At 61.9% G+C, this 18,732-nt stretch carries 24 protein-coding genes; 16 read left to right on the forward strand and 8 right to left on the reverse strand.

From position 1 onward, the window contains the following. The first annotated feature begins 15 nt into the window (after positions 1 to 15). The 11 genes from AC3WRD_RS03605 (at position 16) to AC3WRD_RS03655 (ending at position 7,555) form a co-directional block, all read left to right on the forward strand. Positions 16 to 702, forward strand: a complete 687-nt coding sequence (locus AC3WRD_RS03605; RefSeq protein WP_102619698.1) for a YggS family pyridoxal phosphate-dependent enzyme — start codon at positions 16 to 18, stop codon at positions 700 to 702. A gap of 23 nt (positions 703 to 725) precedes the next feature. Next, complete coding sequence (gene proC / locus AC3WRD_RS03610; RefSeq protein ID WP_102619697.1) at positions 726 to 1,544, forward strand: pyrroline-5-carboxylate reductase; 819 nt, start codon at positions 726 to 728, stop codon at positions 1,542 to 1,544. A gap of 10 nt (positions 1,545 to 1,554) precedes the next feature. After that, a complete protein-coding gene (locus tag AC3WRD_RS03615; protein ID WP_096817605.1) occupies positions 1,555 to 2,145 on the forward strand; it encodes a YggT family protein in 591 nt (196 codons plus the stop codon). After that, the gene (locus tag AC3WRD_RS03620) at positions 2,142 to 2,432 is read left to right on the forward strand and encodes a DUF167 domain-containing protein (RefSeq protein ID WP_102619696.1); all 291 of its coding nucleotides are present in this window, start codon (positions 2,142 to 2,144) and stop codon (positions 2,430 to 2,432) included. The genes AC3WRD_RS03615 and AC3WRD_RS03620 overlap by 4 nt, the downstream gene beginning before the upstream one ends. A 178-nt stretch (positions 2,433 to 2,610) precedes the next feature. Next, complete coding sequence (gene metX, locus AC3WRD_RS03625) at positions 2,611 to 3,750, forward strand: homoserine O-succinyltransferase MetX (RefSeq protein ID WP_102619695.1); 1,140 nt, start codon at positions 2,611 to 2,613, stop codon at positions 3,748 to 3,750. A gap of 7 nt (positions 3,751 to 3,757) precedes the next feature. After that, positions 3,758 to 4,378, forward strand: a complete 621-nt coding sequence (metW, locus tag AC3WRD_RS03630; RefSeq protein ID WP_096817600.1) for a methionine biosynthesis protein MetW — start codon at positions 3,758 to 3,760, stop codon at positions 4,376 to 4,378. A 26-nt stretch (positions 4,379 to 4,404) separates the two neighbouring features. Then, positions 4,405 to 4,839: a DUF4426 domain-containing protein gene (locus tag AC3WRD_RS03635; RefSeq protein ID WP_102619694.1), complete on the forward strand. Its 435-nt coding sequence runs from the start codon at positions 4,405 to 4,407 to the stop codon at positions 4,837 to 4,839. Further along, positions 4,836 to 5,432 carry an RdgB/HAM1 family non-canonical purine NTP pyrophosphatase gene (gene rdgB, locus AC3WRD_RS03640; protein WP_102619693.1) on the forward strand — a complete coding sequence of 199 codons (597 nt, stop codon included), beginning with the start codon at positions 4,836 to 4,838 and terminating at the stop codon, positions 5,430 to 5,432. The genes AC3WRD_RS03635 and rdgB overlap by 4 nt, the downstream gene beginning before the upstream one ends. Further along, positions 5,429 to 6,634, forward strand: coding sequence for a radical SAM family heme chaperone HemW (gene hemW / locus AC3WRD_RS03645; RefSeq protein WP_102619692.1), 1,206 nt, complete (start codon positions 5,429 to 5,431; stop codon positions 6,632 to 6,634). Before rdgB ends, hemW begins: the two co-directional genes overlap by 4 nt. Before the next feature lie 19 nt (positions 6,635 to 6,653). After that, complete coding sequence (locus AC3WRD_RS03650; RefSeq protein WP_102619691.1) at positions 6,654 to 6,977, forward strand: DUF3392 domain-containing protein; 324 nt, start codon at positions 6,654 to 6,656, stop codon at positions 6,975 to 6,977. Between the two features lie 29 nt (positions 6,978 to 7,006). After that, positions 7,007 to 7,555, forward strand: a complete 549-nt coding sequence (locus AC3WRD_RS03655; protein ID WP_102619690.1) for an RNA 2'-phosphotransferase — start codon at positions 7,007 to 7,009, stop codon at positions 7,553 to 7,555. Between the two features lie 63 nt (positions 7,556 to 7,618). Here the strand turns inward: AC3WRD_RS03655 and trmB are convergent, their stop codons facing one another. The 4 genes from trmB to AC3WRD_RS03675 all read right to left on the reverse strand — a co-directional run bounded on the left by trmB (position 7,619) and on the right by AC3WRD_RS03675 (position 9,861). Further along, positions 7,619 to 8,344, reverse strand: coding sequence for a tRNA (guanosine(46)-N7)-methyltransferase TrmB (gene trmB, locus AC3WRD_RS03660; protein WP_085646976.1), 726 nt, complete (start codon positions 8,342 to 8,344; stop codon positions 7,619 to 7,621). 9 nt (positions 8,345 to 8,353) lie between these two features. Further along, entirely contained in the window at positions 8,354 to 9,148 is a 795-nt protein-coding gene (locus AC3WRD_RS03665) for a thiazole synthase (RefSeq protein ID WP_085731561.1), read from the reverse strand. A gap of 60 nt (positions 9,149 to 9,208) precedes the next feature. Further along, positions 9,209 to 9,409, reverse strand: coding sequence for a sulfur carrier protein ThiS (gene thiS / locus AC3WRD_RS03670; protein WP_167394879.1), 201 nt, complete (start codon positions 9,407 to 9,409; stop codon positions 9,209 to 9,211). A 71-nt stretch (positions 9,410 to 9,480) separates the two neighbouring features. Continuing rightward, a complete protein-coding gene (locus AC3WRD_RS03675; RefSeq protein ID WP_085709061.1) occupies positions 9,481 to 9,861 on the reverse strand; it encodes a DUF423 domain-containing protein in 381 nt (126 codons plus the stop codon). Positions 9,862 to 9,935: 74 nt separating this feature from the next. Between AC3WRD_RS03675 and mtgA the strand changes: the two genes are divergently transcribed. Next, positions 9,936 to 10,658 carry a monofunctional biosynthetic peptidoglycan transglycosylase gene (gene mtgA, locus AC3WRD_RS03680; RefSeq protein ID WP_102619689.1) on the forward strand — a complete coding sequence of 241 codons (723 nt, stop codon included), beginning with the start codon at positions 9,936 to 9,938 and terminating at the stop codon, positions 10,656 to 10,658. Positions 10,659 to 10,728: 70 nt separating this feature from the next. Here mtgA and rpoH read toward each other — a convergent pair whose 3' ends face one another. The 4 genes from rpoH to ftsY all read right to left on the reverse strand — a co-directional run bounded on the left by rpoH (position 10,729) and on the right by ftsY (position 14,921). Then, positions 10,729 to 11,583 (reverse strand): RNA polymerase sigma factor RpoH, encoded by an 855-nt coding sequence (rpoH, locus tag AC3WRD_RS03685; protein WP_003229146.1) that lies wholly within the window; start codon positions 11,581 to 11,583, stop codon positions 10,729 to 10,731. A gap of 115 nt (positions 11,584 to 11,698) precedes the next feature. Next, positions 11,699 to 12,724 (reverse strand): permease-like cell division protein FtsX, encoded by a 1,026-nt coding sequence (gene ftsX / locus AC3WRD_RS03690; protein ID WP_096817585.1) that lies wholly within the window; start codon positions 12,722 to 12,724, stop codon positions 11,699 to 11,701. Further along, a complete protein-coding gene (ftsE, locus tag AC3WRD_RS03695) occupies positions 12,721 to 13,392 on the reverse strand; it encodes a cell division ATP-binding protein FtsE (protein WP_008065082.1) in 672 nt (223 codons plus the stop codon). The genes ftsX and ftsE overlap by 4 nt, the downstream gene beginning before the upstream one ends. Next, the gene (gene ftsY, locus AC3WRD_RS03700) at positions 13,389 to 14,921 is read right to left on the reverse strand and encodes a signal recognition particle-docking protein FtsY (RefSeq protein ID WP_102619688.1); all 1,533 of its coding nucleotides are present in this window, start codon (positions 14,919 to 14,921) and stop codon (positions 13,389 to 13,391) included. Before ftsY ends, ftsE begins: the two co-directional genes overlap by 4 nt. Between ftsY and AC3WRD_RS03705 the strand changes: the two genes are divergently transcribed. The 4 genes from AC3WRD_RS03705 (at position 14,920) to rsmD (ending at position 18,712) form a co-directional block, all read left to right on the forward strand. After that, a complete protein-coding gene (locus tag AC3WRD_RS03705; RefSeq protein ID WP_096817581.1) occupies positions 14,920 to 15,114 on the forward strand; it encodes a hypothetical protein in 195 nt (64 codons plus the stop codon). The two genes, ftsY and AC3WRD_RS03705, sit on opposite strands and share 2 nt — an antisense overlap. Before the next feature lie 151 nt (positions 15,115 to 15,265). Continuing rightward, on the forward strand, positions 15,266 to 16,621 hold the full coding sequence (locus tag AC3WRD_RS03710) for a M16 family metallopeptidase (protein WP_096817578.1): 1,356 nt from the start codon (positions 15,266 to 15,268) through the stop codon (positions 16,619 to 16,621). Beyond that, positions 16,614 to 18,104 (forward strand): M16 family metallopeptidase, encoded by a 1,491-nt coding sequence (locus tag AC3WRD_RS03715; RefSeq protein ID WP_102619687.1) that lies wholly within the window; start codon positions 16,614 to 16,616, stop codon positions 18,102 to 18,104. The genes AC3WRD_RS03710 and AC3WRD_RS03715 overlap by 8 nt, the downstream gene beginning before the upstream one ends. Further along, positions 18,104 to 18,712, forward strand: coding sequence for a 16S rRNA (guanine(966)-N(2))-methyltransferase RsmD (gene rsmD, locus AC3WRD_RS03720; RefSeq protein ID WP_096817575.1), 609 nt, complete (start codon positions 18,104 to 18,106; stop codon positions 18,710 to 18,712). Before AC3WRD_RS03715 ends, rsmD begins: the two co-directional genes overlap by 1 nt. The last annotated feature ends 20 nt before the right edge of the window (positions 18,713 to 18,732 follow it).

The following is an 18,732-nucleotide window of genomic DNA, read 5'->3' on the forward strand; positions in this document are numbered from 1 at the left end:
CGCTGGCGCCTCTTGATGTCCACGATAGCAGACAACATTCTCCAGGTTAGTTCGCGCATTAAGGCAGCCGTCAAAGCCGCCGGCCGCGATGAAAACAGCGTCCAGCTGCTGGCCGTGAGCAAGACCAAACCCGCCGAAGCCCTGCGCGAAGCGTACGCCGCCGGCCTGCGCGACTTTGGCGAGAACTACCTGCAGGAAGCCCTGGGCAAACAGCTCGAACTGGCCGACCTGCCCTTGATCTGGCACTTCATCGGCCCCATTCAGTCGAACAAGACCCGCTCGATTGCCGAGCATTTCGCCTGGGTGCACTCCGTGGACCGCCTGAAAATCGCCCAACGCCTGTCCGAACAACGTCCGGCGGATCTGCCGCCACTGAACATCTGCATTCAGGTCAACGTCAGCGGTGAAGCCAGCAAGTCCGGCTGCACCCCGGCCGACCTGCCGGCGCTGGCACAGGCCATCAGCGCCCTGCCGCGCCTGAAGCTGCGCGGGCTGATGGCAATTCCCGAGCCGACCGAAGATCGCGCCGAGCAAGACGCCGCATTCGCCGCTGTTCAGAAGCTGCAGGCCAGCCTCGATCTGCCGCTCGACACACTTTCCATGGGCATGAGCCACGACCTCGAGTCGGCCATTGCCCAGGGCGCCACCTGGGTCCGTATCGGTACGGCCCTGTTTGGCGCTCGCGACTACTCCCAATCTTGATGATTTCCAGATAAGGACCTGACATGAGCAACACGCGTATTGCCTTTATCGGTGCCGGCAACATGGCCGCCAGCCTGATCGGCGGCCTGCGGGCCAAGGGTCTGGAAGCCGCATCGATCCGCGCCAGCGATCCGGGCGAAGAGACCCGCAACCGGGTCAGCGCCGAGCACGGCATCGAAGCCTTCGCCGACAATGCCCAGGCCATCGACGGTGCCGACGTTGTCGTGCTGGCGGTCAAGCCACAGGCCATGAAAGCCGTGTGCGAAGCCATCCGCCCGAGCCTGAAACCGAATCAACTGGTGGTGTCGATTGCCGCCGGCATCACCTGCGCCAGCATGACCGCATGGCTCGGCGAACAACCAATCGTGCGCTGCATGCCCAACACCCCGGCGCTGCTGCGTCAGGGCGTGAGCGGTCTGTACGCCACCAGCGAAGTGAGCGCCGAACAGCGCCAACAGGCGGAAGAGCTGCTGTCCGCCGTGGGCATCGCCCTGTGGCTGAACGAAGAGCAACAACTGGACGCGGTCACCGCTGTCTCCGGTTCCGGCCCGGCGTACTTTTTCCTGCTGATCGAAGCCATGACCGCCGCCGGCGTCAAACTCGGTCTGCCGAAGGAAACCGCCGAGCAACTGACCCTGCAAACCGCACTGGGCGCCGCGCACATGGCCGTGTCCAGCGACGTCGACGCCGCCGAACTGCGCCGCCGCGTGACCTCGCCAGCGGGCACCACTGAAGCGGCGATCAAATCGTTCCAGGCCGGCGGCTTCGAAGCCCTGGTGGAAAAAGCACTCGGCGCCGCCGCGCACCGCTCGGCCGAAATGGCCGAACAACTGGGCAAATAAGGAGCCTTACATGATTGGATTGAACACTGCAGCGGTCTACGTGCTGCAAACCCTCGGCAGCCTGTACCTGCTGATCGTGCTGCTGCGCTTCGTCCTGCAACTGGTAAGGGCGAACTTCTATAACCCGCTGTGCCAGTTCGTGGTCAAGGCCACCCAGCCGCTGCTCAAGCCACTGCGCCGGATCATCCCGAGCGTCTTCGGCCTCGACATGTCGTCGCTGGTGCTGGCAATCCTCGTGCAACTGGCACTGATGGCGCTGACCCTGCTGCTGACCTACGGCACCACCGGCAACCCGCTGCAACTGTTCATCTGGTCGATCATCGGCGTGACCGCGCTGTTCCTGAAGATTTTCTTCTTCGCCCTGATCATCAGCGTGATCCTGTCGTGGGTCGCTCCGGGCAGCCATAACCCGGGCGCCGAGCTGGTCAACCAGATCTGCGAACCGGCCCTGGCGCCGTTCCGTCGCTTCCTGCCGAGCATGGGCGGTCTGGACCTGTCGCCGATCTTCGCCTTCCTCGCGCTGAAGCTGATCGACATGCTGGTGATCAACAACCTCGCGGCGATGACGATGATGCCGGAAATCCTGCGCCTGTTGATGTGAGCTGGTTTCGTTGGGACGGTGACGACTTGATCCTCGAGTGTCATCTGCAACCGGCAGCCCGCAGCGATGATTTCTGCGGGCTGCACGGCGACCGCTTGAAGATCCGCCTGACCGCGCCGCCGGTCGAGGGCAAGGCCAATGCGTACCTGATGGGGTTTCTGGCCAAGGCTTTTGGAGTCTCCAAGAGCCAGGTCAGCCTGATCAGCGGTGAGTTGAACCGGCAGAAACGTGTGCGCATCCACGCCCCCAAAAAACTGCCGGATTTGCCGGGTTTGGTTTTACCTTGATCGTTCCCACGCTCTGCGTGGGAATGCATCCCGGGACGCTCCGCGTCCCCGCCGAAGCGGACGCGGAGCGTCCAATGAGGCGTTCCCACGCAGAGCGTGGGAACGAGCGCAGGTAGTTGCTTGCCGCTAACCCCACCGGTCTTTAGACTTACGCCTCATTTCAACGAGAGCAGGGTCGATGCCAGCTGCCTTTCCCCCCGATTCTGTTGGTCTGGTGACGCCGCAAACGGCGCACTTCAGCGAACCGCTGGCCCTGGCCTGCGGCCGTTCGCTGGCCGCTTATGACCTGATCTACGAAACCTACGGCACGCTGAACGCGCAAGCGAGCAACGCCGTGTTGATCTGCCACGCCTTGTCCGGCCACCACCATGCCGCCGGCTACCACAGCGTCGACGACCGCAAGCCCGGTTGGTGGGACAGCTGCATCGGCCCCGGCAAACCGATCGACACCAACAAGTTCTTCGTGGTCAGCCTGAACAACCTTGGTGGTTGCAACGGCTCCACCGGCCCGAGCAGCCTCAACCCGGAAACCGGCAAACCGTTCGGCGCCGACTTCCCGGTGCTGACCGTGGAAGACTGGGTGCACAGCCAGGCACGCCTCGCCGACCTGCTCGGCATCGACCAGTGGGCCGCGGTGATCGGTGGCAGCCTCGGCGGCATGCAGGCGCTGCAATGGACCATCACGTATCCGGATCGCGTGCGCCACTGCCTGGCCATCGCCTCGGCCCCCAAGCTGTCGGCGCAGAACATTGCCTTCAACGAAGTGGCGCGCCAGGCGATTCTCACCGACCCGGAATTCCACGGCGGCTCGTTCCAGGAACAGGGCGTGATCCCCAAGCGTGGGCTGATGCTGGCGCGGATGGTCGGGCACATCACCTACCTGTCCGACGACTCCATGGGCGAGAAATTCGGCCGTGGCCTGAAGAGCGAAAAGCTCAACTACGACTTCCACAGCGTCGAGTTCCAGGTCGAAAGCTACCTGCGCTACCAGGGCGAAGAGTTCTCCGGGCGCTTCGATGCCAACACGTATCTGTTGATGACCAAGGCGCTGGATTACTTCGATCCGGCGGCGAACTTCGACGATAACCTGGCGAAAACCTTCGAAGGTGCCAAAGCGAAGTTCTGCGTGATGTCGTTCACCACCGACTGGCGCTTCTCCCCGGCCCGATCGCGGGAACTGGTGGACGCGCTGATGGCCGCGCGCAAGGACGTCAGCTACCTGGAAATCGATGCGCCGCAGGGCCACGACGCCTTCCTGATTCCGATCCCGCGCTATTTGCAGGCGTTCGGCAATTACATGAACCGCATTACGTTGTGAGAAAGCCATGAGAGCTGATCTGGAAATCATCCAGGAATGGATCCCCGCCGGCAGCCGCGTGCTCGACCTCGGCTGCGGTGACGGCGAGTTGCTGACCTGGCTGCGCGACCACAAGCAGGTCACCGGTTATGGCCTGGAAAACGACCCGGACAACATCGCCGAGTGCGTGGCCAAGGGCATCAACGTCATCGAACAGGACCTGGATAAGGGCCTGGGCAACTTCGCCAGCAACAGCTTCGACGTGGTGGTGATGACCCAGGCCCTGCAAGCCGTGCACTACCCGGACAAGATCCTCGACGAAATGCTGCGGGTCGGTCGCCAGTGCATCATCACCTTCCCCAACTTCGGCCACTGGCGCTGCCGCTGGTACTTGGCGAGCAAGGGCCGGATGCCGGTGTCCGAGTTCCTGCCGTACACCTGGTACAACACGCCGAACATTCACTTCTGCACCTTCGAAGACTTTGAAGAACTTTGCCGCGAACGTGAGGCGAAGGTCATTGATCGGCTTGCCGTGGATCAACAGCACCGCCACGGGTGGGCCAGTAAGCTATGGCCTAATCTGTTAGGTGAGATCGGTATCTACCGCGTCAGCAGCCCGGGGCTGCAGGATCACAGAATCGCGGTCTGAACCACGACATTGCGAGGAGAACGAACATGGGACGCTTGATTACCGCGCTATTGGCCGCCTGCCTGAGCCTCTCGGCCATGGCTGCCGACGTCATCAAAGGCGAGCGCCAGGAAACCTTCGGCGACGTGACGGTGCACTACAACACCTTCAACTCGACCTACCTGCAACCGGACATCGCCAAGGCCGCCGAGCTGATCCGCAGCAAGAATCAGGGCGTGATCAATGTCTCGGTGATCAAGGACGGCAAGCCGTTGATCGCCAATGTCACCGGCACGGTCAAAGACCTGACCAGCCAGAGCGTGCCGCTGAAATTCCGCCAGATCACCGAACAGGGCGCGATCTATTACATCGCCCAGTACCCGGTGGAACAGCAGGAAACCCGCACCTTTGAAATCAAGGTGCAGAACGGCGACAAGATCAACACCATCAATTTCAACCAAGAGCTTTTCCCCGGCGAATGATGAACCTCAAGCAACTCGTACTGGCCAGCCATAACGCCGGCAAACTCAAGGAACTCCAGGCCATGCTCGGCGAATCGGTGCAACTGCGCTCGATCGGCGAGTTCAGCAGCGTGGAGCCGGAAGAAACCGGCCTGTCGTTCGTCGAGAACGCGATCCTTAAGGCCCGCAATGCCGCGCGCATCTCCGGGCTGCCGGCGCTGGCCGACGATTCGGGTCTGGCGGTGGATTTCCTCGGCGGTGCGCCGGGCATCTACTCGGCGCGCTACGCCGACGGCAAGGGCGACGCGGCGAACAACGCCAAACTGCTCGACGCCTTGAAGGACGTACCGGAAGCCGAGCGCGGCGCGCAGTTCGTCTGTGTGCTGGCGCTGGTGCGTCATGCCGATGATCCGCTGCCGATCCTCTGCGAAGGTCTGTGGCACGGGCGCATCCTGACCGCCGCCAGCGGTGAACACGGTTTCGGCTACGACCCATTGTTCTGGGTCCCGGAGCGTAACGTGTCCAGCGCCGAGCTGAGCCCGAGCGACAAGAACCAGATCAGCCACCGCGCCCGTGCAATGGATCTGCTGCGCCTGCGTCTGGGCTTGAAATGACCGATAGCTCCTCCGCGTCGTCGCTGATCATCGGCGGTGCCGCCTCCTCGCCTCGGGCGCCGTTGCCGAAGCTGCCGCCCCTGGCGCTGTACATCCACATCCCGTGGTGTGTGCGCAAATGCCCGTATTGTGACTTCAACTCCCACACCGCCAGCCCGGTGCTGCCGGAGCAGGAATACGTCGACGCGATGCTGGCCGACCTCAATCAGGACCTGCACGCGGTGTACGGCCGTGAGCTGAGTTCGATCTTCTTTGGCGGCGGCACACCGAGCCTGTTCAGTGCCGAAGCCCTCGGCCGCTTGCTCGAAGGCGTGAAACAGCGCATTCCGTTTGCCGATGACATCGAAATCACCCTGGAAGCCAACCCCGGGACTTTCGAGCAAGAGAAGTTCGTCGCCTACCGCAAACTGGGGATCAATCGCCTGTCGATCGGTATCCAGAGCTTCCAGCAGGAAAAGCTCAAGGCCCTCGGCCGTATCCACAACGGCGACGAGGCCATCCGCGCCGCCGGCATGGCGCGCCAGGCCGGGTTCGATAACTTCAACCTCGACTTGATGCACGGCTTGCCGGATCAGTCGTTGGACGATGCCTTGAGCGATCTGCGTCAGGCGATCGAGCTGAAGCCGACGCACATTTCCTGGTATCAGCTGACGCTGGAGCCGAACACCGTTTTCTGGAACCAGCCGCCGGTGCTGCCGGAAGACGACACGCTGTGGGACATTCAAGAGGCCGGGCAGGCGCTGCTGGCCGAGCACGGTTACGCGCAGTACGAAGTTTCGGCCTATGCCCAACCGGGTCGCCCGGCGCGACACAACCTCAATTATTGGAGCTTCGGCGACTTCATCGGCATCGGCGCCGGCGCCCACGGCAAGCTCAGCCATCCGGACGGGCGCATCGTGCGCACCTGGAAGACTCGCCTGCCGAAGGACTACCTCAACCCGGCCAAAAGCTTCCAGGCCGGCGAGAAAGCCCTGACCAACGACGAGATGCCGTTCGAGTTCCTGATGAACGCCCTGCGCCTGACCGCCGGTGTCGAATCGCGCCTGTATCCCGAGCGCACCGGCCTGCCGCTGGAGAGCCTCGACGAACACCGGCGCGAGGCCGAACAAAGCGGTCTGTTGCAGGTCGAACCGTCACGTCTGGCGGCCACCGAGCGCGGACAACTGTTCCTCAACGACTTGCTGCAGAAATTTCTGAGCTGACCGCTCTTAAGGAAACCGCATGGATTTGATACTCGACCTGCTCGCCACCGTGTCCCGCTGGAGCCGCAGCAACCTCTCGGAAATCGCGCTGGCCCTGGTGGGCTGCCTGCTGGTGCTGTTCGGCGCTGACTTCAAGGCCTGGGTAGACCAGCGCCTGGGCAGCATCGCCGGCGCCCTGCGCGTCCCGTTGATGGCTCTGCTCTGCCTGATCGGCAGCGGCGCGGCACTGATCTACGCCACGCCTTGGGTGGTGAAGGGCTTGAGCCAGTTCAACAACTACAGCCTGGCACCGGTGTTGTTGGTGGTGCTCGTTTTGATCGGCGTAGTCGCGGATCGCCGCTGACCGCGCATTGAAAACAGACAGGGAAGTTCATGAGCAAGAAACTGCTGGACGAAACAAGCAAATTTCTCAGCTTCGTGCTGCGTCATGAGCCACAGGCGATTGGCTTGACGCTGGACTCTGAAGGCTGGGCAGACATCGACGCCTTGATCAATGGCGCGGCGCGGGACGGTAGAACGCTGGATCGCACGCTGATTGAAAACGTCGTGGCGAGCAGTGACAAGAAGCGCTTTTCGATCTCTCCAGACGGCCAGTCGATTCGTGCCGTACAGGGCCACTCGACGAAAAGCGTGGAGCTGCAGTTCGAAGAAAAGCAGCCTCCGGAAACGCTGTATCACGGCACGGCGACACGTTTCATGGACTCGATCAACGAGCAAGGATTGATTCCTGGGTCACGCCATCACGTGCACCTTTCTCAGGAAACCGCTACCGCCTCGGCGGTTGGGCAACGTTACGGAACGGTCGTGATTCTGCAAGTCGCCGCACGGCAGATGCAGGAACAAGGCTTCAAGTTCTATCAGGCCGAGAATGGTGTCTGGCTGACAGAGCGGGTTCCGGCGGAATTTCTTTCAACGGTGTAACTTCCGAGTACCGCTAAAACAACTGTGGGAGCCAATGGCTCCCACAGTTTTATTGCGTGATGCTTAAGCGAGCTTTTCGAACTTCAGATCCCACACGCCATGCCCAAGACGTTCGCCGCGGCGTTCGAACTTGGTGATCGGGCGTTCAGCCGGGCGCGGCACGCACTTGCCGTCTTCGGCGAGGTTGCGATAGCCCGGGGCGACGTTCATCACTTCCAGCATGTATTCGGCGTACGGTTCCCAGTCGGTGGCCATGTGCAGAATGCCGCCAACCTTCAGCTTGCTGCGCACCAGCTCAGCGAAGGACGCCTGAACGATGCGGCGCTTGTGGTGACGACTCTTGTGCCACGGATCCGGGAAGAACAGCATCAGACGATCGAGGCTGTTGTCGGCGATGCAGCGATTGAGCACTTCGATCGCGTCGCAATCGTAGACCCGCAGGTTGGTCAGGCCCTGCGTCAGCACGCCATTGAGCAGCGCACCGACACCCGGACGGTGAACTTCGACACCGATGAAATCCTGTTCCGGCGCAGCGGCTGCCATTTCCAGCAGCGAGTGGCCCATGCCGAAACCGATCTCCAGCGAACGCGGCGCGGAACGGCCGAACACCTGGTCGTAATCCACCGGTGCATCGGCCAGCGGCAGGACGAACTTCGGCGCGCCCTGATCCAGGCCGCGCTGCTGGCCTTCGGTCATGCGCCCGGCGCGCATCACGAAACTCTTGATGCGGCGGTGTTGGCGCTCGTCGCCTTCTTCCGTCTGGATTGGCGTGTCGTTCGATTCAGTCATCAATAGCTCTTACTTGATCAGACCATCCAGCGGCGAAGAGGCGCTGGCATAGAGTTTTTTCGGCATGCGGCCGGCGAGGTAGGCCAGGCGGCCCGCGACGATCGCGTGTTTCATGGCTTCAGCCATCATGATCGGCTGCTGGGCGTGGGCGATGGCCGAGTTCATCAGCACCGCATCACAGCCCAGCTCCATGGAGATGGTGGCGTCGGAAGCGGTGCCGACACCGGCATCCACCAGCACCGGAATTTTTGCTTCTTCGAGGATGATCTGCAGGTTGTACGGGTTGCAGATCCCCAGGCCCGAACCGATCAGACCGGCCAGCGGCATCACTGCGATGCAGCCGATTTCAGCCAGTTGACGGGCGATGATCGGGTCATCACTGGTGTAAACCATCACGTCGAAGCCTTCCTTGACCAGCACTTCGGCGGCCTTGAGGGTTTCGATCACGTTGGGGAACAGGGTTTTCTGGTCGGCCAGCACTTCCAGCTTCACCAGGTTGTGGCCATCGAGCAGCTCACGGGCCAGGCGGCAGGTGCGCACAGCCTCGACCGCGTCGTAGCAGCCGGCGGTGTTCGGCAGGAAGGTGTAGCGATCCGGCGACAGCACGTCGAGCAGGTTCGGCTCGCCTTCGATCTGGCCCAGGTTGGTGCGGCGCACGGCGAAGGTGACGATCTCGGCACCCGAGGCTTCGATGGCCAGACGGGTTTCTTCCATGTCACGGTACTTGCCGGTACCGACCAGCAAACGCGACTGGTAAGTACGACCGGCCAGAACGAAAGGCTTGTCGCTACGAACGATGCTCATGGGAAATCCTCTGTTGGGGTGAGGGTCTTGCAGAATTCTCGGCCCATGCAGGCCTGGCGACTAGCCGCCGCCGATGGCGTGCACCACTTCGACATTGTCGCCGTCGTTCAAAGTCGTGTCGGCATGCTGGCTGCGCGGGACGATATCCAGATTGAGTTCGACCGCCACCCGGCGTCCGGTCAGGTCCAGACGGGTCAGCAGGGCCGCAACGGTTTCACCGTCGGGCAGTTCAAGGGATTCGCCGTTCAACTGAATGCGCATGCCGGATGCCGCCATCATTTTTAGGGGGTGGCATTCTAGCCCGATCATGACCTAAAGGTCAGCACCAAGCGTCAAGCGGTTGGCTGCAGGCGCCAGGCGGCGAGTCCGAGGCACAGCCAACCGATCAGGAACGCCAGGCCACCGAACGGGGTGATGATGCCGAGCTTGCCGATGCCGACGGTGGTCAGCAGGTACAGGCTGCCGGAGAACAGCAGGATGCCGATGCTGAACGAGATACCGGCCCAGGCAACCAGTCGCCCCTGAAGCTGCGTGGCCAGCAGTGCCACGCCGAACAACGCCAGCGCATGCACCAGTTGATAGGTGACGCCGGTGTGGAAGATCGCGAGGTACTCGGGGGTCAGGCGGTTTTTCAGGCCATGGGCGGCGAATGCGCCGAGGCCGACACCGGTAAAACCAAAGAAGGCAGCCAGCATCAGAAAGCTACGCAGCATGTAGAACTCCAGTCAGACTCGATCGGCAGGGTCTGTATAATGGCCCGCTCAACCGGTTCGGCCAAGCCATCTCTATGCTGCGTTTATTTCTCCGTCGTTTCACGAAGGCTCTGCTCTGGTTCGCGGGCGGCAGCGTATTGCTGGTGTTGGTGTTTCGTTTCGTGCCGCCACCGGGCACGGCGCTGATGGTCGAGCGCAAGATCGAATCCTGGGTCGACGGCGAGCCGATTGATCTGCAACGCACGTGGAAGCCGTGGGACGAGATCTCCGATGACCTGAAGGTCGCGGTGATTGCCGGCGAAGACCAGAAATTCCCCGAGCACTGGGGTTTTGACCTGAGTGCCATCAAGGCCGCACTGGCCCACAACGAACTCGGCGGCTCGATTCGCGGCGCCAGCACCTTGAGCCAGCAGGTGTCGAAGAACCTGTTCTTGTGGTCGGGCCGCAGCTATCTGCGCAAAGGCCTGGAAGCGTGGTTTACCGCGCTGATCGAAGTGTTCTGGCCCAAGCAGCGGATTCTCGAGGTATACCTGAACAGCGTCGAGTGGGATGACGGCGTGTTTGGTGCCGAAGCGGCAGCAAGGCATCACTTTGGTGTAGGTGCCAAGTCAGTGTCCCGACAGCAGGCGAGTTATCTGGCGGCCGTATTGCCCAATCCCCGGGTCTGGAGCGCCAGCCACCCGACATCCTATGTTTCACGCCGGGCGGGGTGGATTCGCCAGCAGATGAGCCAACTGGGTGGCGACAGCTATTTGCTGACACTCAACGATTCACGCCGCGCGCCCTGGGCCCAATGAGTTTCTGACAGGCAAACAAAAACGCCCCGATCATCACTGATCGGGGCGTTTTTTATTGTCGGACTACCGGTTACGCGGCAATCGACAACTTGAGCTTGTTCATCGCGCTCTTCTCGAGCTGACGGATCCGCTCGGCCGACACGTTGTACTTCTGCGCCAGGTCGTGCAGCGTGGCTTTCTCTTCTGCCAGCCAGCGCTGGTAGAGGATGTCGCGGCTGCGTTCGTCCAGCACTTCCAGCGCTTCGTGCAGGTTGTGATTGGAGTTGTCGCTCCAGTCGGCATCTTCCAGCTGACGCGCCGGGTCGTACCGGTGGTCTTCCAGGTAGTTGGCCGGCGACTGGAAAGCACTGTCGTCGTCCGCTTCGGCAGCCGGGTCGAAGGCCATGTCATGACCGGTCAGGCGACTTTCCATCTCTCGCACTTCACGCGGCTCGACGCCGAGGCTTTCCGCCACACGGTGGACTTCCTCGTTGTTCAGCCAGGCCAGACGTTTCTTCTGGCTGCGCAGGTTGAAGAACAGCTTGCGCTGGGCCTTGGTGGTCGCGACTTTCACGATCCGCCAGTTGCGCAGGATGAACTCGTGAATCTCGGCCTTGATCCAGTGCACCGCGAAGGACACCAGACGCACGCCCATTTCCGGGTTGAAACGCTTCACAGCCTTCATCAGGCCGACGTTGCCTTCCTGGATCAGGTCAGCCTGAGCCAGGCCGTAGCCGGAATAGCTACGGGCAATGTGTACAACAAAACGCAGGTGGGCGAGCACCATCTGCCGAGCCGCCCCCAAATCCTGCTCATAGTAGAGACTCTCGGCCAGTTCACGCTCCTGCTCCGGCGTCAGCAATGGAATGCTGTTGACGGTGTGTACATAGGCTTCCAGGTTTGCGCCCGGAACCAATGCATACGCAGGTTGCAAAGAATTGGTCATACGAAAAAACCTCCGACTTACATACTCGCGCCTTTCGGCACTGCGAAAAATTGACCGGGAACTCAAGTACAAGTTCCCTAAAAACCGTAAGGTCAATCACGCGCAAAAAAAGATTCTACTTCGGCGCCAGCTCCCTGAGATGACGTGCGACTGCAATCCATGCACCGATATAACCCAACAGCACCGCGCCAAGCAAGAGCGACAGACCGTCGGCAACTGGCACTCCGGCCAGCGCAAAATCACTGCCGTACAAGCCGGCCAGCCCAACCACCGCGTCGTTCAGCCAGTTCAGGCCGAACGCCAGCACACCCCAGGACAGCAGCCCCGCACCGAAACCATACAACGCGCCCATATAAAGGAAGGGACGACGTACATAGCTGTCAGTGCCGCCGACGAGTTTAATCACTTCTATCTCGGTGCGGCGGTTTTCAATATGAAGACGAATGGTATTGCCTATCACCAAAAGTAATGCGGAAACCAGCAACACCGTCAGACCGAAGACAAAGCGGTCGCCGAGCTTGAGGATGGCAGCCAGACGCTCGACCCAGACTAGATCAAGTTGCGCCTGTTGTACCTTGGGCAGCTCGGAAAGTTTTTGTCTTAATGCTTCCAGCGTCGACTTGTCGACCTCGTTCGGCGTGACCAGCACCACGCCCGGCAGCGGGTTTTCCGGCAGCTCGCGCAGGGCTTCGCCCAATCCGGACTGCTGCTGGAACTCTTCCAGTGCCTGATCGCGGCCGACATATTCAGCATCAGCTACACCGGGCATGCCCTTGATCTGATCGCGCAGCTTCTCGCCCTGAGCCGGACTGGCTTCGAGCTCCAGGTACAGCGAGATCTGTGCCGCACGCTGCCAAGAACCACCCAGGCGCTCGACGTTGTTCAGCAACAGCGACAGCCCCATCGGCAGACTCAGTGCGACCGCCATCACCATGCAGGTGAAGAAGCTGCCGATCGGCTGCTTGCCGAGGCGGCGCAGGCTGTCGAGCAGGCTGGCACGGTGGTTTTCCACCCAGGCACGGAACAGCGTGGCGAAATCCGGGCCATCGTCATCGTCGTGCTTTTTCTTTTTTGGCGGCTGCGGATCGGCGGCTTTCGGGGCCACACGCTCGGAAACCTTCGGACTACGTGTTGCACTCATTCGCCAGCCTCCCCGTCACCGATCAATCGGCCGCGTTGCAGGGTCAGCATGCGATGGCGCATGCGCGCAATCAGGGCCAGGTCGTGACTGGCGATCAGCACGCTGGTACCCAGACGGTTGATGTCTTCGAACACACCCATGATTTCGGCCGCCAGACGCGGGTCGAGGTTACCGGTCGGTTCGTCCGCCAGCAGCAGGGCCGGACGGTGAACGATGGCGCGGGCAATGCCGACGCGCTGTTGCTGACCGGTGGACAGGTCGCCGGGGTACAGATCGGTCTTGTCCGACAGAGCCACGCGCTCCAGCGCCGAATCGACGCGCTTGGCGATTTCCGCCTTGGACAGCCCGAGGATCTGCAACGGCAGCGCGACGTTGTTGAACACCGTGCGATCGAACAACAGTTGATGATTCTGGAACACCACGCCGATCTGCCGGCGCAGGAACGGAATCTGCGCGTTACTGATGGTGCTCAGGTCTTGCCCGGCCAGCAGCAGTTTGCCGCTGGTCGGACGCTCCATCGCCAGCAGCAGGCGCAACAATGTGGATTTACCGGCACCGGAATGGCCGGTGACAAACAGGAACTCGCCGCGACGGACTCGAAAGCTCAGCTCATGCAAGCCGACGTGACCGTTCGGGTAGCGTTTACCGACCTGTTCGAAACGAATCATGAACGCTCCCGCTCGGCAAACAGTGCCTGGACAAAGGGTTCGGCTTCAAAGGTACGCAGATCGTCGATGCCTTCACCGACGCCGATGTAGCGGATCGGCAGGCCGAATTGCTTGGCCAGGGCGAAAATCACCCCGCCCTTGGCGGTGCCGTCGAGCTTGGTCAGCGCCAGGCCGGTCAGTTCGACGGTCTGGTTGAATTGCTTGGCCTGGTTGATGGCGTTCTGACCGGTACCGGCGTCGAGCACCAGCAGCACTTCGTGCGGCGCATCGGCGTCGAGCTTGCCGATTACCCGGCGAACCTTCTTCAGTTCTTCCATCAGGTTGTCTTTGGTGTGCAGGCGACCGGCGGTGTCGGCGATCAGCACATCGATGCCACGGGCCTTGGCGGCCTGCACGGCGTCGAAGATCACCGAGGCCGAGTCAGCGCCAGTGTGCTGGGCGATCACCGGAATCTTGTTGCGCTCGCCCCAGACCTGCAATTGCTCGACTGCCGCGGCGCGGAAAGTGTCACCGGCGGCGAGCATGACTTTCTTGCCTTCCAGTTGCAGCTTCTTGGCCAGCTTGCCGATGGTGGTGGTCTTGCCGGCACCGTTGACGCCGACCACGAGGATCACGAACGGCTTGTTCTGCGAAACGATTTTCAGCGGCTGCTCGACCGGCTTGAGCATCGCGGCCAGCTCGGCCTGCAGGGATTTGTACAGTGCGTCGGAATCGGCCAGCTCCTTGCGTGCGACCTTCTGGGTCAGACGCTGGATGATCACCGACGTGGCTTCGACGCCGACGTCAGCGGTCAGCAGACGGGTTTCGAGGTCGTCGAGCAACTCGTCATCGATGGCTTTCTTGCCGAGGAACAGGCTGGCCATGCCCTCGCCGATGCTGGCGCTGGTCTTCGACAGGCCTTGCTTGAGGCGGGCGAAGAAGCCGGCCTTGGTTTCTTCGGTGCGAGGCGCAGCGACCGGAGTTTCGACGACCGCGACAGGCGCAGCGACGACCGGTGCAGGTGCAGGTGCAGGTGCAGGTGCAGGTGCAGGTGCAGGTGCAGGTGCAGGTGCAGGCTCGGGGATTTCGATAACCGGAGCAACCGGAGCAACTGCGACAGGCTCTGCAGGAACCGGTGCGGTCTCGATCACAGGCTCGGCCGCCGGAACGAGAACCGGCTCAGGCACCCAAGCAACCGGCGCAGGAATCACCGGCGTCACATGCGGCGCAGCCTCTTCAACCAGTGCCACCGGCTCTTCGGCCACCGGCAAGGTCAGCCACGGCTGGGCAACCGGAGTCAGCGGCAGCTCGGCGGCCGTCGGCATTTCAGGTTCGGCCTCAGCCACCGGTTGCAACACAGGCTCGGCAATCGGCAGCACAACCGGGGCCGGCGCTTCCTCTATTACCGGCGCTGGCGCCGGGGCCGGCTCAGGAATGGCCGTCGGCTGTTCGACGACGGGTTCCTGCGGTTTCTTGCGCAGCCATCCGAACAGGCTTTTCTTCTCGCCAGCCGCAGCTGGGGTCTTCTTGTCGTCGTTGGAACCAAACATGGAGGACGGCTATCTCACGGTAGCGACGCGCCACAGGGGCGCCCCGGCAAATAAATATTCGATGCAGAACAGACTGCGTTTCACCCAGCTTGTTCACGCGCAACATTTTGTCGAAGCGCCAACGGCACCTCAAAGGAATCGTTTTAATGAAGGACTAGCCGGCAAAATCGGCGAAAAAGCGAAGTTTAGCTGATAAACCAAGGCCTTCTGCCGCAAACCCATACAACCTGATCAAGTTTCAAAACCGGATAGGCGTGGTCGCCGGTAAAACGGATCAGTATCCTAGCACCTCCTCGCCCGCCTAGGCTAAGACCAAGCGGGCAGCCCAACAGGTTTAAAAACGAATGAATGCTCTAGCCCGCCGCGCCGCAGGCCTGCTGCTCAGCACAGTCTGCCTGCCCCTTTCGGCCCTGGCAGCCGACCCGCAACCGACCCACGAATTCACCCTCGACAACGGTTTGAAGGTTGTCGTGCGCGAAGATCATCGCGCGCCGGTGGTGGTGTCGCAGGTCTGGTACAAGGTCGGCTCCAGCTACGAAACCCCGGGCCAGACCGGTCTGTCCCACGCCCTCGAGCACATGATGTTCAAGGGCAGCGAGAAAGTCGGCCCCGGTGAAGCCTCGCTGATCCTGCGCGACCTCGGCGCCGAAGAGAACGCGTTCACCAGCGATGACTTCACCGCCTACTACCAGGTGCTGGCCCGCGACCGCCTGGGCGTAGCCTTTGAACTGGAAGCCGACCGCATGGCCAATCTGCGTCTGCCGGCCGACGAGTTCGCCAAGGAAATCGAAGTCATCAAGGAAGAGCGCCGCCTGCGCACCGACGACAAACCGATGTCCAAGGCTTACGAGCGCTACAAGGCCATGGCCTACCCGGCCAGCGGTTATCACACGCCGACCATCGGCTGGATGGCCGACCTCGACCGGATGAAGGTCGAAGAGCTGCGCCACTGGTACCAGTCCTGGTATGTGCCGAACAACGCCACGCTGGTGGTGGTCGGTGACGTGACCCCGGACGAGGTGAAAACCCTCGCCCAGCGCTATTTCGGGCCGATCCCGAAACGCGACGTGCCACCAGCGAAAAAACCGCTGGAACTGGCCGAACCCGGCGAACGCCAGATCACTCTGCATGTGCAGACCCAACTGCCCAGCCTGATGCTCGGTTTCAACGTGCCAAGCCTGGCCACCGTCGAGGACAAGCGCTCCATCAATGCCTTGCGCCTGATTTCGGCGCTGCTGGACGGCGGCTACAGCGGTCGTATCCCGACCCAACTGGAGCGTGGCGAAGAGCTGGTGTCCGGCGGTTCGTCGAGTTATGACGCCTACACGCGCGGTGACAGCCTGTTCACCCTGTCCGCCACACCGAACACCCAGAAGAAAAAGACCATGGCCCAGGCTGAAGCCGGTCTGTGGAAACTGCTGGAACAGTTGAAAACCACCGCACCGTCCGCCGAAGAACTGGAGCGCGTGCGTGCACAAGTCATCGCCGGCCTGGTCTTCGAGCGTGACTCGATCACTGCCCAGGCCACCGCCATCGGCCAACTGGAGACGGTCGGCCTGTCGTGGAAATTGATGGACACCGAACTGGCCGATCTGGAAAGCGTCACCCCGCAAGACATCCAGAACGCCGCCAAGCTGTATTTCACCCGCGAACGTCTCAGCGTCGCCCACGTCCTGCCACTGGAGACGACTCATGAGTGAGCGCAAAACCCCACGCCTGTTGCTGCTCGGCATGATCACCGTGGCGGTGATCGGCTCCGCCGCGTTCTACCTGGCGCCGAGCGACAACAGCAAGGCCAGCGAAGCACTGGATAACGCCAAGTCCAGCCAGAAGCTGCAATCGCTGGCCGAACTCGACGGCAAGGCCCCGGCCAGCCGCAAGCTCGACGTGCAGACCTGGAACACCGCCGAAGGCGCCAAGGTGTTGTTCGTCGAAGCTCGCGAACTGCCGATGTTCGACATGCGCCTGATCTTCTCCGCCGGCAGCAGCCAGGACGGCAACGCGCCGGGCCTGGCCCTGCTGACCAACGCCATGCTCAACGAAGGCGTGGCCGGCAAGGATGTCGGTGCAATCGCCCAGGGCTTTGAAGGCCTGGGCGCGGATTTCGGCAACGGCGCCTACAAGGACATGGCCATCGCATCGCTGCGTAGCCTGAGTGCCGTCGACAAACGCGAACCGGCACTGAAGCTGTTCTCCGAAGTGATCGGCAAACCGACCTTCCCCGCCGACTCCTTCGCGCGTATCAAGAACCAGATGCTCGCCGGTTTCGAATACCAGAAACAGAGCCCCGGCAAACTCGCCAGCCTGGAATTGATGAAGCGCCTGTACGGCGATCACCCGTACGCGCACTCCAGCGATGGCAGCGCGCAAAGCGTACCGAAGATCACCCTGGCGCAACTGCGTGAGTTCCACGCCAAGGCGTATGCCGCCGGCAACGTGGTGATTGCGCTGGTCGGCGACCTGTCCCGTGCCGAGGCCGAGGCAATTGCCAATCAGGTTTCTGCCGCCCTGCCAAAAGGCCCGGCGCTGGCGAAGATCGCCCAGCCGCAGGAGCCGAAGGCCAGCGTCGGCCATATCGAGTTCCCGTCCAAGCAGACCAATCTGATGCTTGCGCAACTGGGCATCGACCGTGACGACCCGGACTACGCCGCACTGTCGATGGGCAACCAGATCCTCGGCGGTGGTGGTTTCGGCACTCGTTTGATGAGTGAAGTCCGCGAGAAACGCGGTCTGGCCTACACCGTGTATTCGGCGTTCAGCCCGATGCAGGCGCGCGGCCCGTTCATGATCAATCTGCAGACCCGCGCGGAAATGAGTGAAGGCACCCTGAAACTGGTGCAGGACGTGCTCGCCGATTACCTGAAGAGCGGCCCGACCCAGAAAGAACTTGATGACGCCAAGCGCGAACTGGCCGGCAGCTTCCCGCTGTCCACTGCGAGCAACGCCGATATCGTCGGCCAACTCGGCGCCATGGGTTTCTACAACCTGCCGCTGAATTATCTGGACGACTTCATGCGTCAGTCCCAGAGCCTGACCGTCGAGCAGGTTCGCGACGCCCTGAACAAACACTTGAGCACGGATAAACTGGTCATCGTCAGCGCTGGCCCGACCGTGCCGCAAAAGCCGTTACCGGCCCCATCTGATAAACTTGCCGAGCAGCCGCTCGGGGTTCCGGAGCATTAATGGCCAGTCCAAAGAAACCTGTACAAAAACTGCACAACGGTGTGAACCAGTTGCGCATCATCGGCGGCGAATGGCGCAGCCGCAAACTGAGCTTCCCTGATGCGCCGGGCCTGCGTCCGACGCCGGACCGGGTGCGTGAAACCCTGTTCAACTGGCTCGCGCCGTATGTTGCCGGGGCCAAGGTGCTCGATCCGTTTGCCGGCAGCGGCGCGCTGTTTCTGGAAGCGCTGTCCCGTGGCGCGTCCATGGGCCAGGCGCTGGATGCCAGCCATGTCGCGGTCTCCAGCCTGAAAGAACACCTCGGCACGCTGCGCTGCACCAACGGCCACGTGCAGACCGCCGATGCCTTGCGCTATCTGGAAACCCAGACCGCGACCGCGTTCGATCTGGTGTTCCTCGACCCGCCGTTCAACCAGAACCTGCTGCCCGCCGTCTGCACGCTGCTGGAAGAACGCCAATGGCTGGCCGATGATTCGTGGATCTACACTGAAAGCGAAACCGCGCCATCGACCCTCGGCCTGCCAGGCAACTGGCGCCTGCACCGCGAGCAGAAATCCGGGCGGGTGTACTACGCGTTGTGGCAACGTATGGCAGTGATCGCCGGTTAACCGACCGGCCTGAAAAAGCG

This window comes from Pseudomonas sp. FW215-R2 (assembly GCF_058789255.1).

Bases quoted from the DNA above. Each gene is read 5' to 3' on its own strand.
- AC3WRD_RS03605 (WP_102619698.1), top strand. From the start codon at position 16: ATGTCCACGATAGCAGACAACATTCTCCAGGTTAGTTCGCGCATTAAG.
- proC (WP_102619697.1), top strand. From the start codon at position 726: ATGAGCAACACGCGTATTGCCTTTATCGGTGCCGGCAACATGGCCGCC.
- AC3WRD_RS03615 (WP_096817605.1), top strand. From the start codon at position 1,555: ATGATTGGATTGAACACTGCAGCGGTCTACGTGCTGCAAACCCTCGGC.
- metX (WP_102619695.1), top strand. From the start codon at position 2,611: ATGCCAGCTGCCTTTCCCCCCGATTCTGTTGGTCTGGTGACGCCGCAA.
- metW (WP_096817600.1), top strand. From the start codon at position 3,758: ATGAGAGCTGATCTGGAAATCATCCAGGAATGGATCCCCGCCGGCAGC.
- AC3WRD_RS03635 (WP_102619694.1), top strand. From the start codon at position 4,405: ATGGGACGCTTGATTACCGCGCTATTGGCCGCCTGCCTGAGCCTCTCG.
- rdgB (WP_102619693.1), top strand. From the start codon at position 4,836: ATGATGAACCTCAAGCAACTCGTACTGGCCAGCCATAACGCCGGCAAA.
- hemW (WP_102619692.1), top strand. From the start codon at position 5,429: ATGACCGATAGCTCCTCCGCGTCGTCGCTGATCATCGGCGGTGCCGCC.
- AC3WRD_RS03650 (WP_102619691.1), top strand. From the start codon at position 6,654: ATGGATTTGATACTCGACCTGCTCGCCACCGTGTCCCGCTGGAGCCGC.
- AC3WRD_RS03655 (WP_102619690.1), top strand. From the start codon at position 7,007: ATGAGCAAGAAACTGCTGGACGAAACAAGCAAATTTCTCAGCTTCGTG.
- trmB (WP_085646976.1), bottom strand. From the start codon at position 8,344: ATGACTGAATCGAACGACACGCCAATCCAGACGGAAGAAGGCGACGAG.
- AC3WRD_RS03665 (WP_085731561.1), bottom strand. From the start codon at position 9,148: ATGAGCATCGTTCGTAGCGACAAGCCTTTCGTTCTGGCCGGTCGTACT.
- thiS (WP_167394879.1), bottom strand. From the start codon at position 9,409: ATGCGCATTCAGTTGAACGGCGAATCCCTTGAACTGCCCGACGGTGAA.
- AC3WRD_RS03675 (WP_085709061.1), bottom strand. From the start codon at position 9,861: ATGCTGCGTAGCTTTCTGATGCTGGCTGCCTTCTTTGGTTTTACCGGT.
- mtgA (WP_102619689.1), top strand. From the start codon at position 9,936: ATGCTGCGTTTATTTCTCCGTCGTTTCACGAAGGCTCTGCTCTGGTTC.
- rpoH (WP_003229146.1), bottom strand. From the start codon at position 11,583: ATGACCAATTCTTTGCAACCTGCGTATGCATTGGTTCCGGGCGCAAAC.
- ftsX (WP_096817585.1), bottom strand. From the start codon at position 12,724: ATGAGTGCAACACGTAGTCCGAAGGTTTCCGAGCGTGTGGCCCCGAAA.
- ftsE (WP_008065082.1), bottom strand. From the start codon at position 13,392: ATGATTCGTTTCGAACAGGTCGGTAAACGCTACCCGAACGGTCACGTC.
- AC3WRD_RS03705 (WP_096817581.1), top strand. From the start codon at position 14,920: ATGGAGGACGGCTATCTCACGGTAGCGACGCGCCACAGGGGCGCCCCG.
- ftsY (WP_102619688.1), bottom strand. From the start codon at position 14,921: ATGTTTGGTTCCAACGACGACAAGAAGACCCCAGCTGCGGCTGGCGAG.
- AC3WRD_RS03710 (WP_096817578.1), top strand. From the start codon at position 15,266: ATGAATGCTCTAGCCCGCCGCGCCGCAGGCCTGCTGCTCAGCACAGTC.
- AC3WRD_RS03715 (WP_102619687.1), top strand. From the start codon at position 16,614: ATGAGTGAGCGCAAAACCCCACGCCTGTTGCTGCTCGGCATGATCACC.
- rsmD (WP_096817575.1), top strand. From the start codon at position 18,104: ATGGCCAGTCCAAAGAAACCTGTACAAAAACTGCACAACGGTGTGAAC.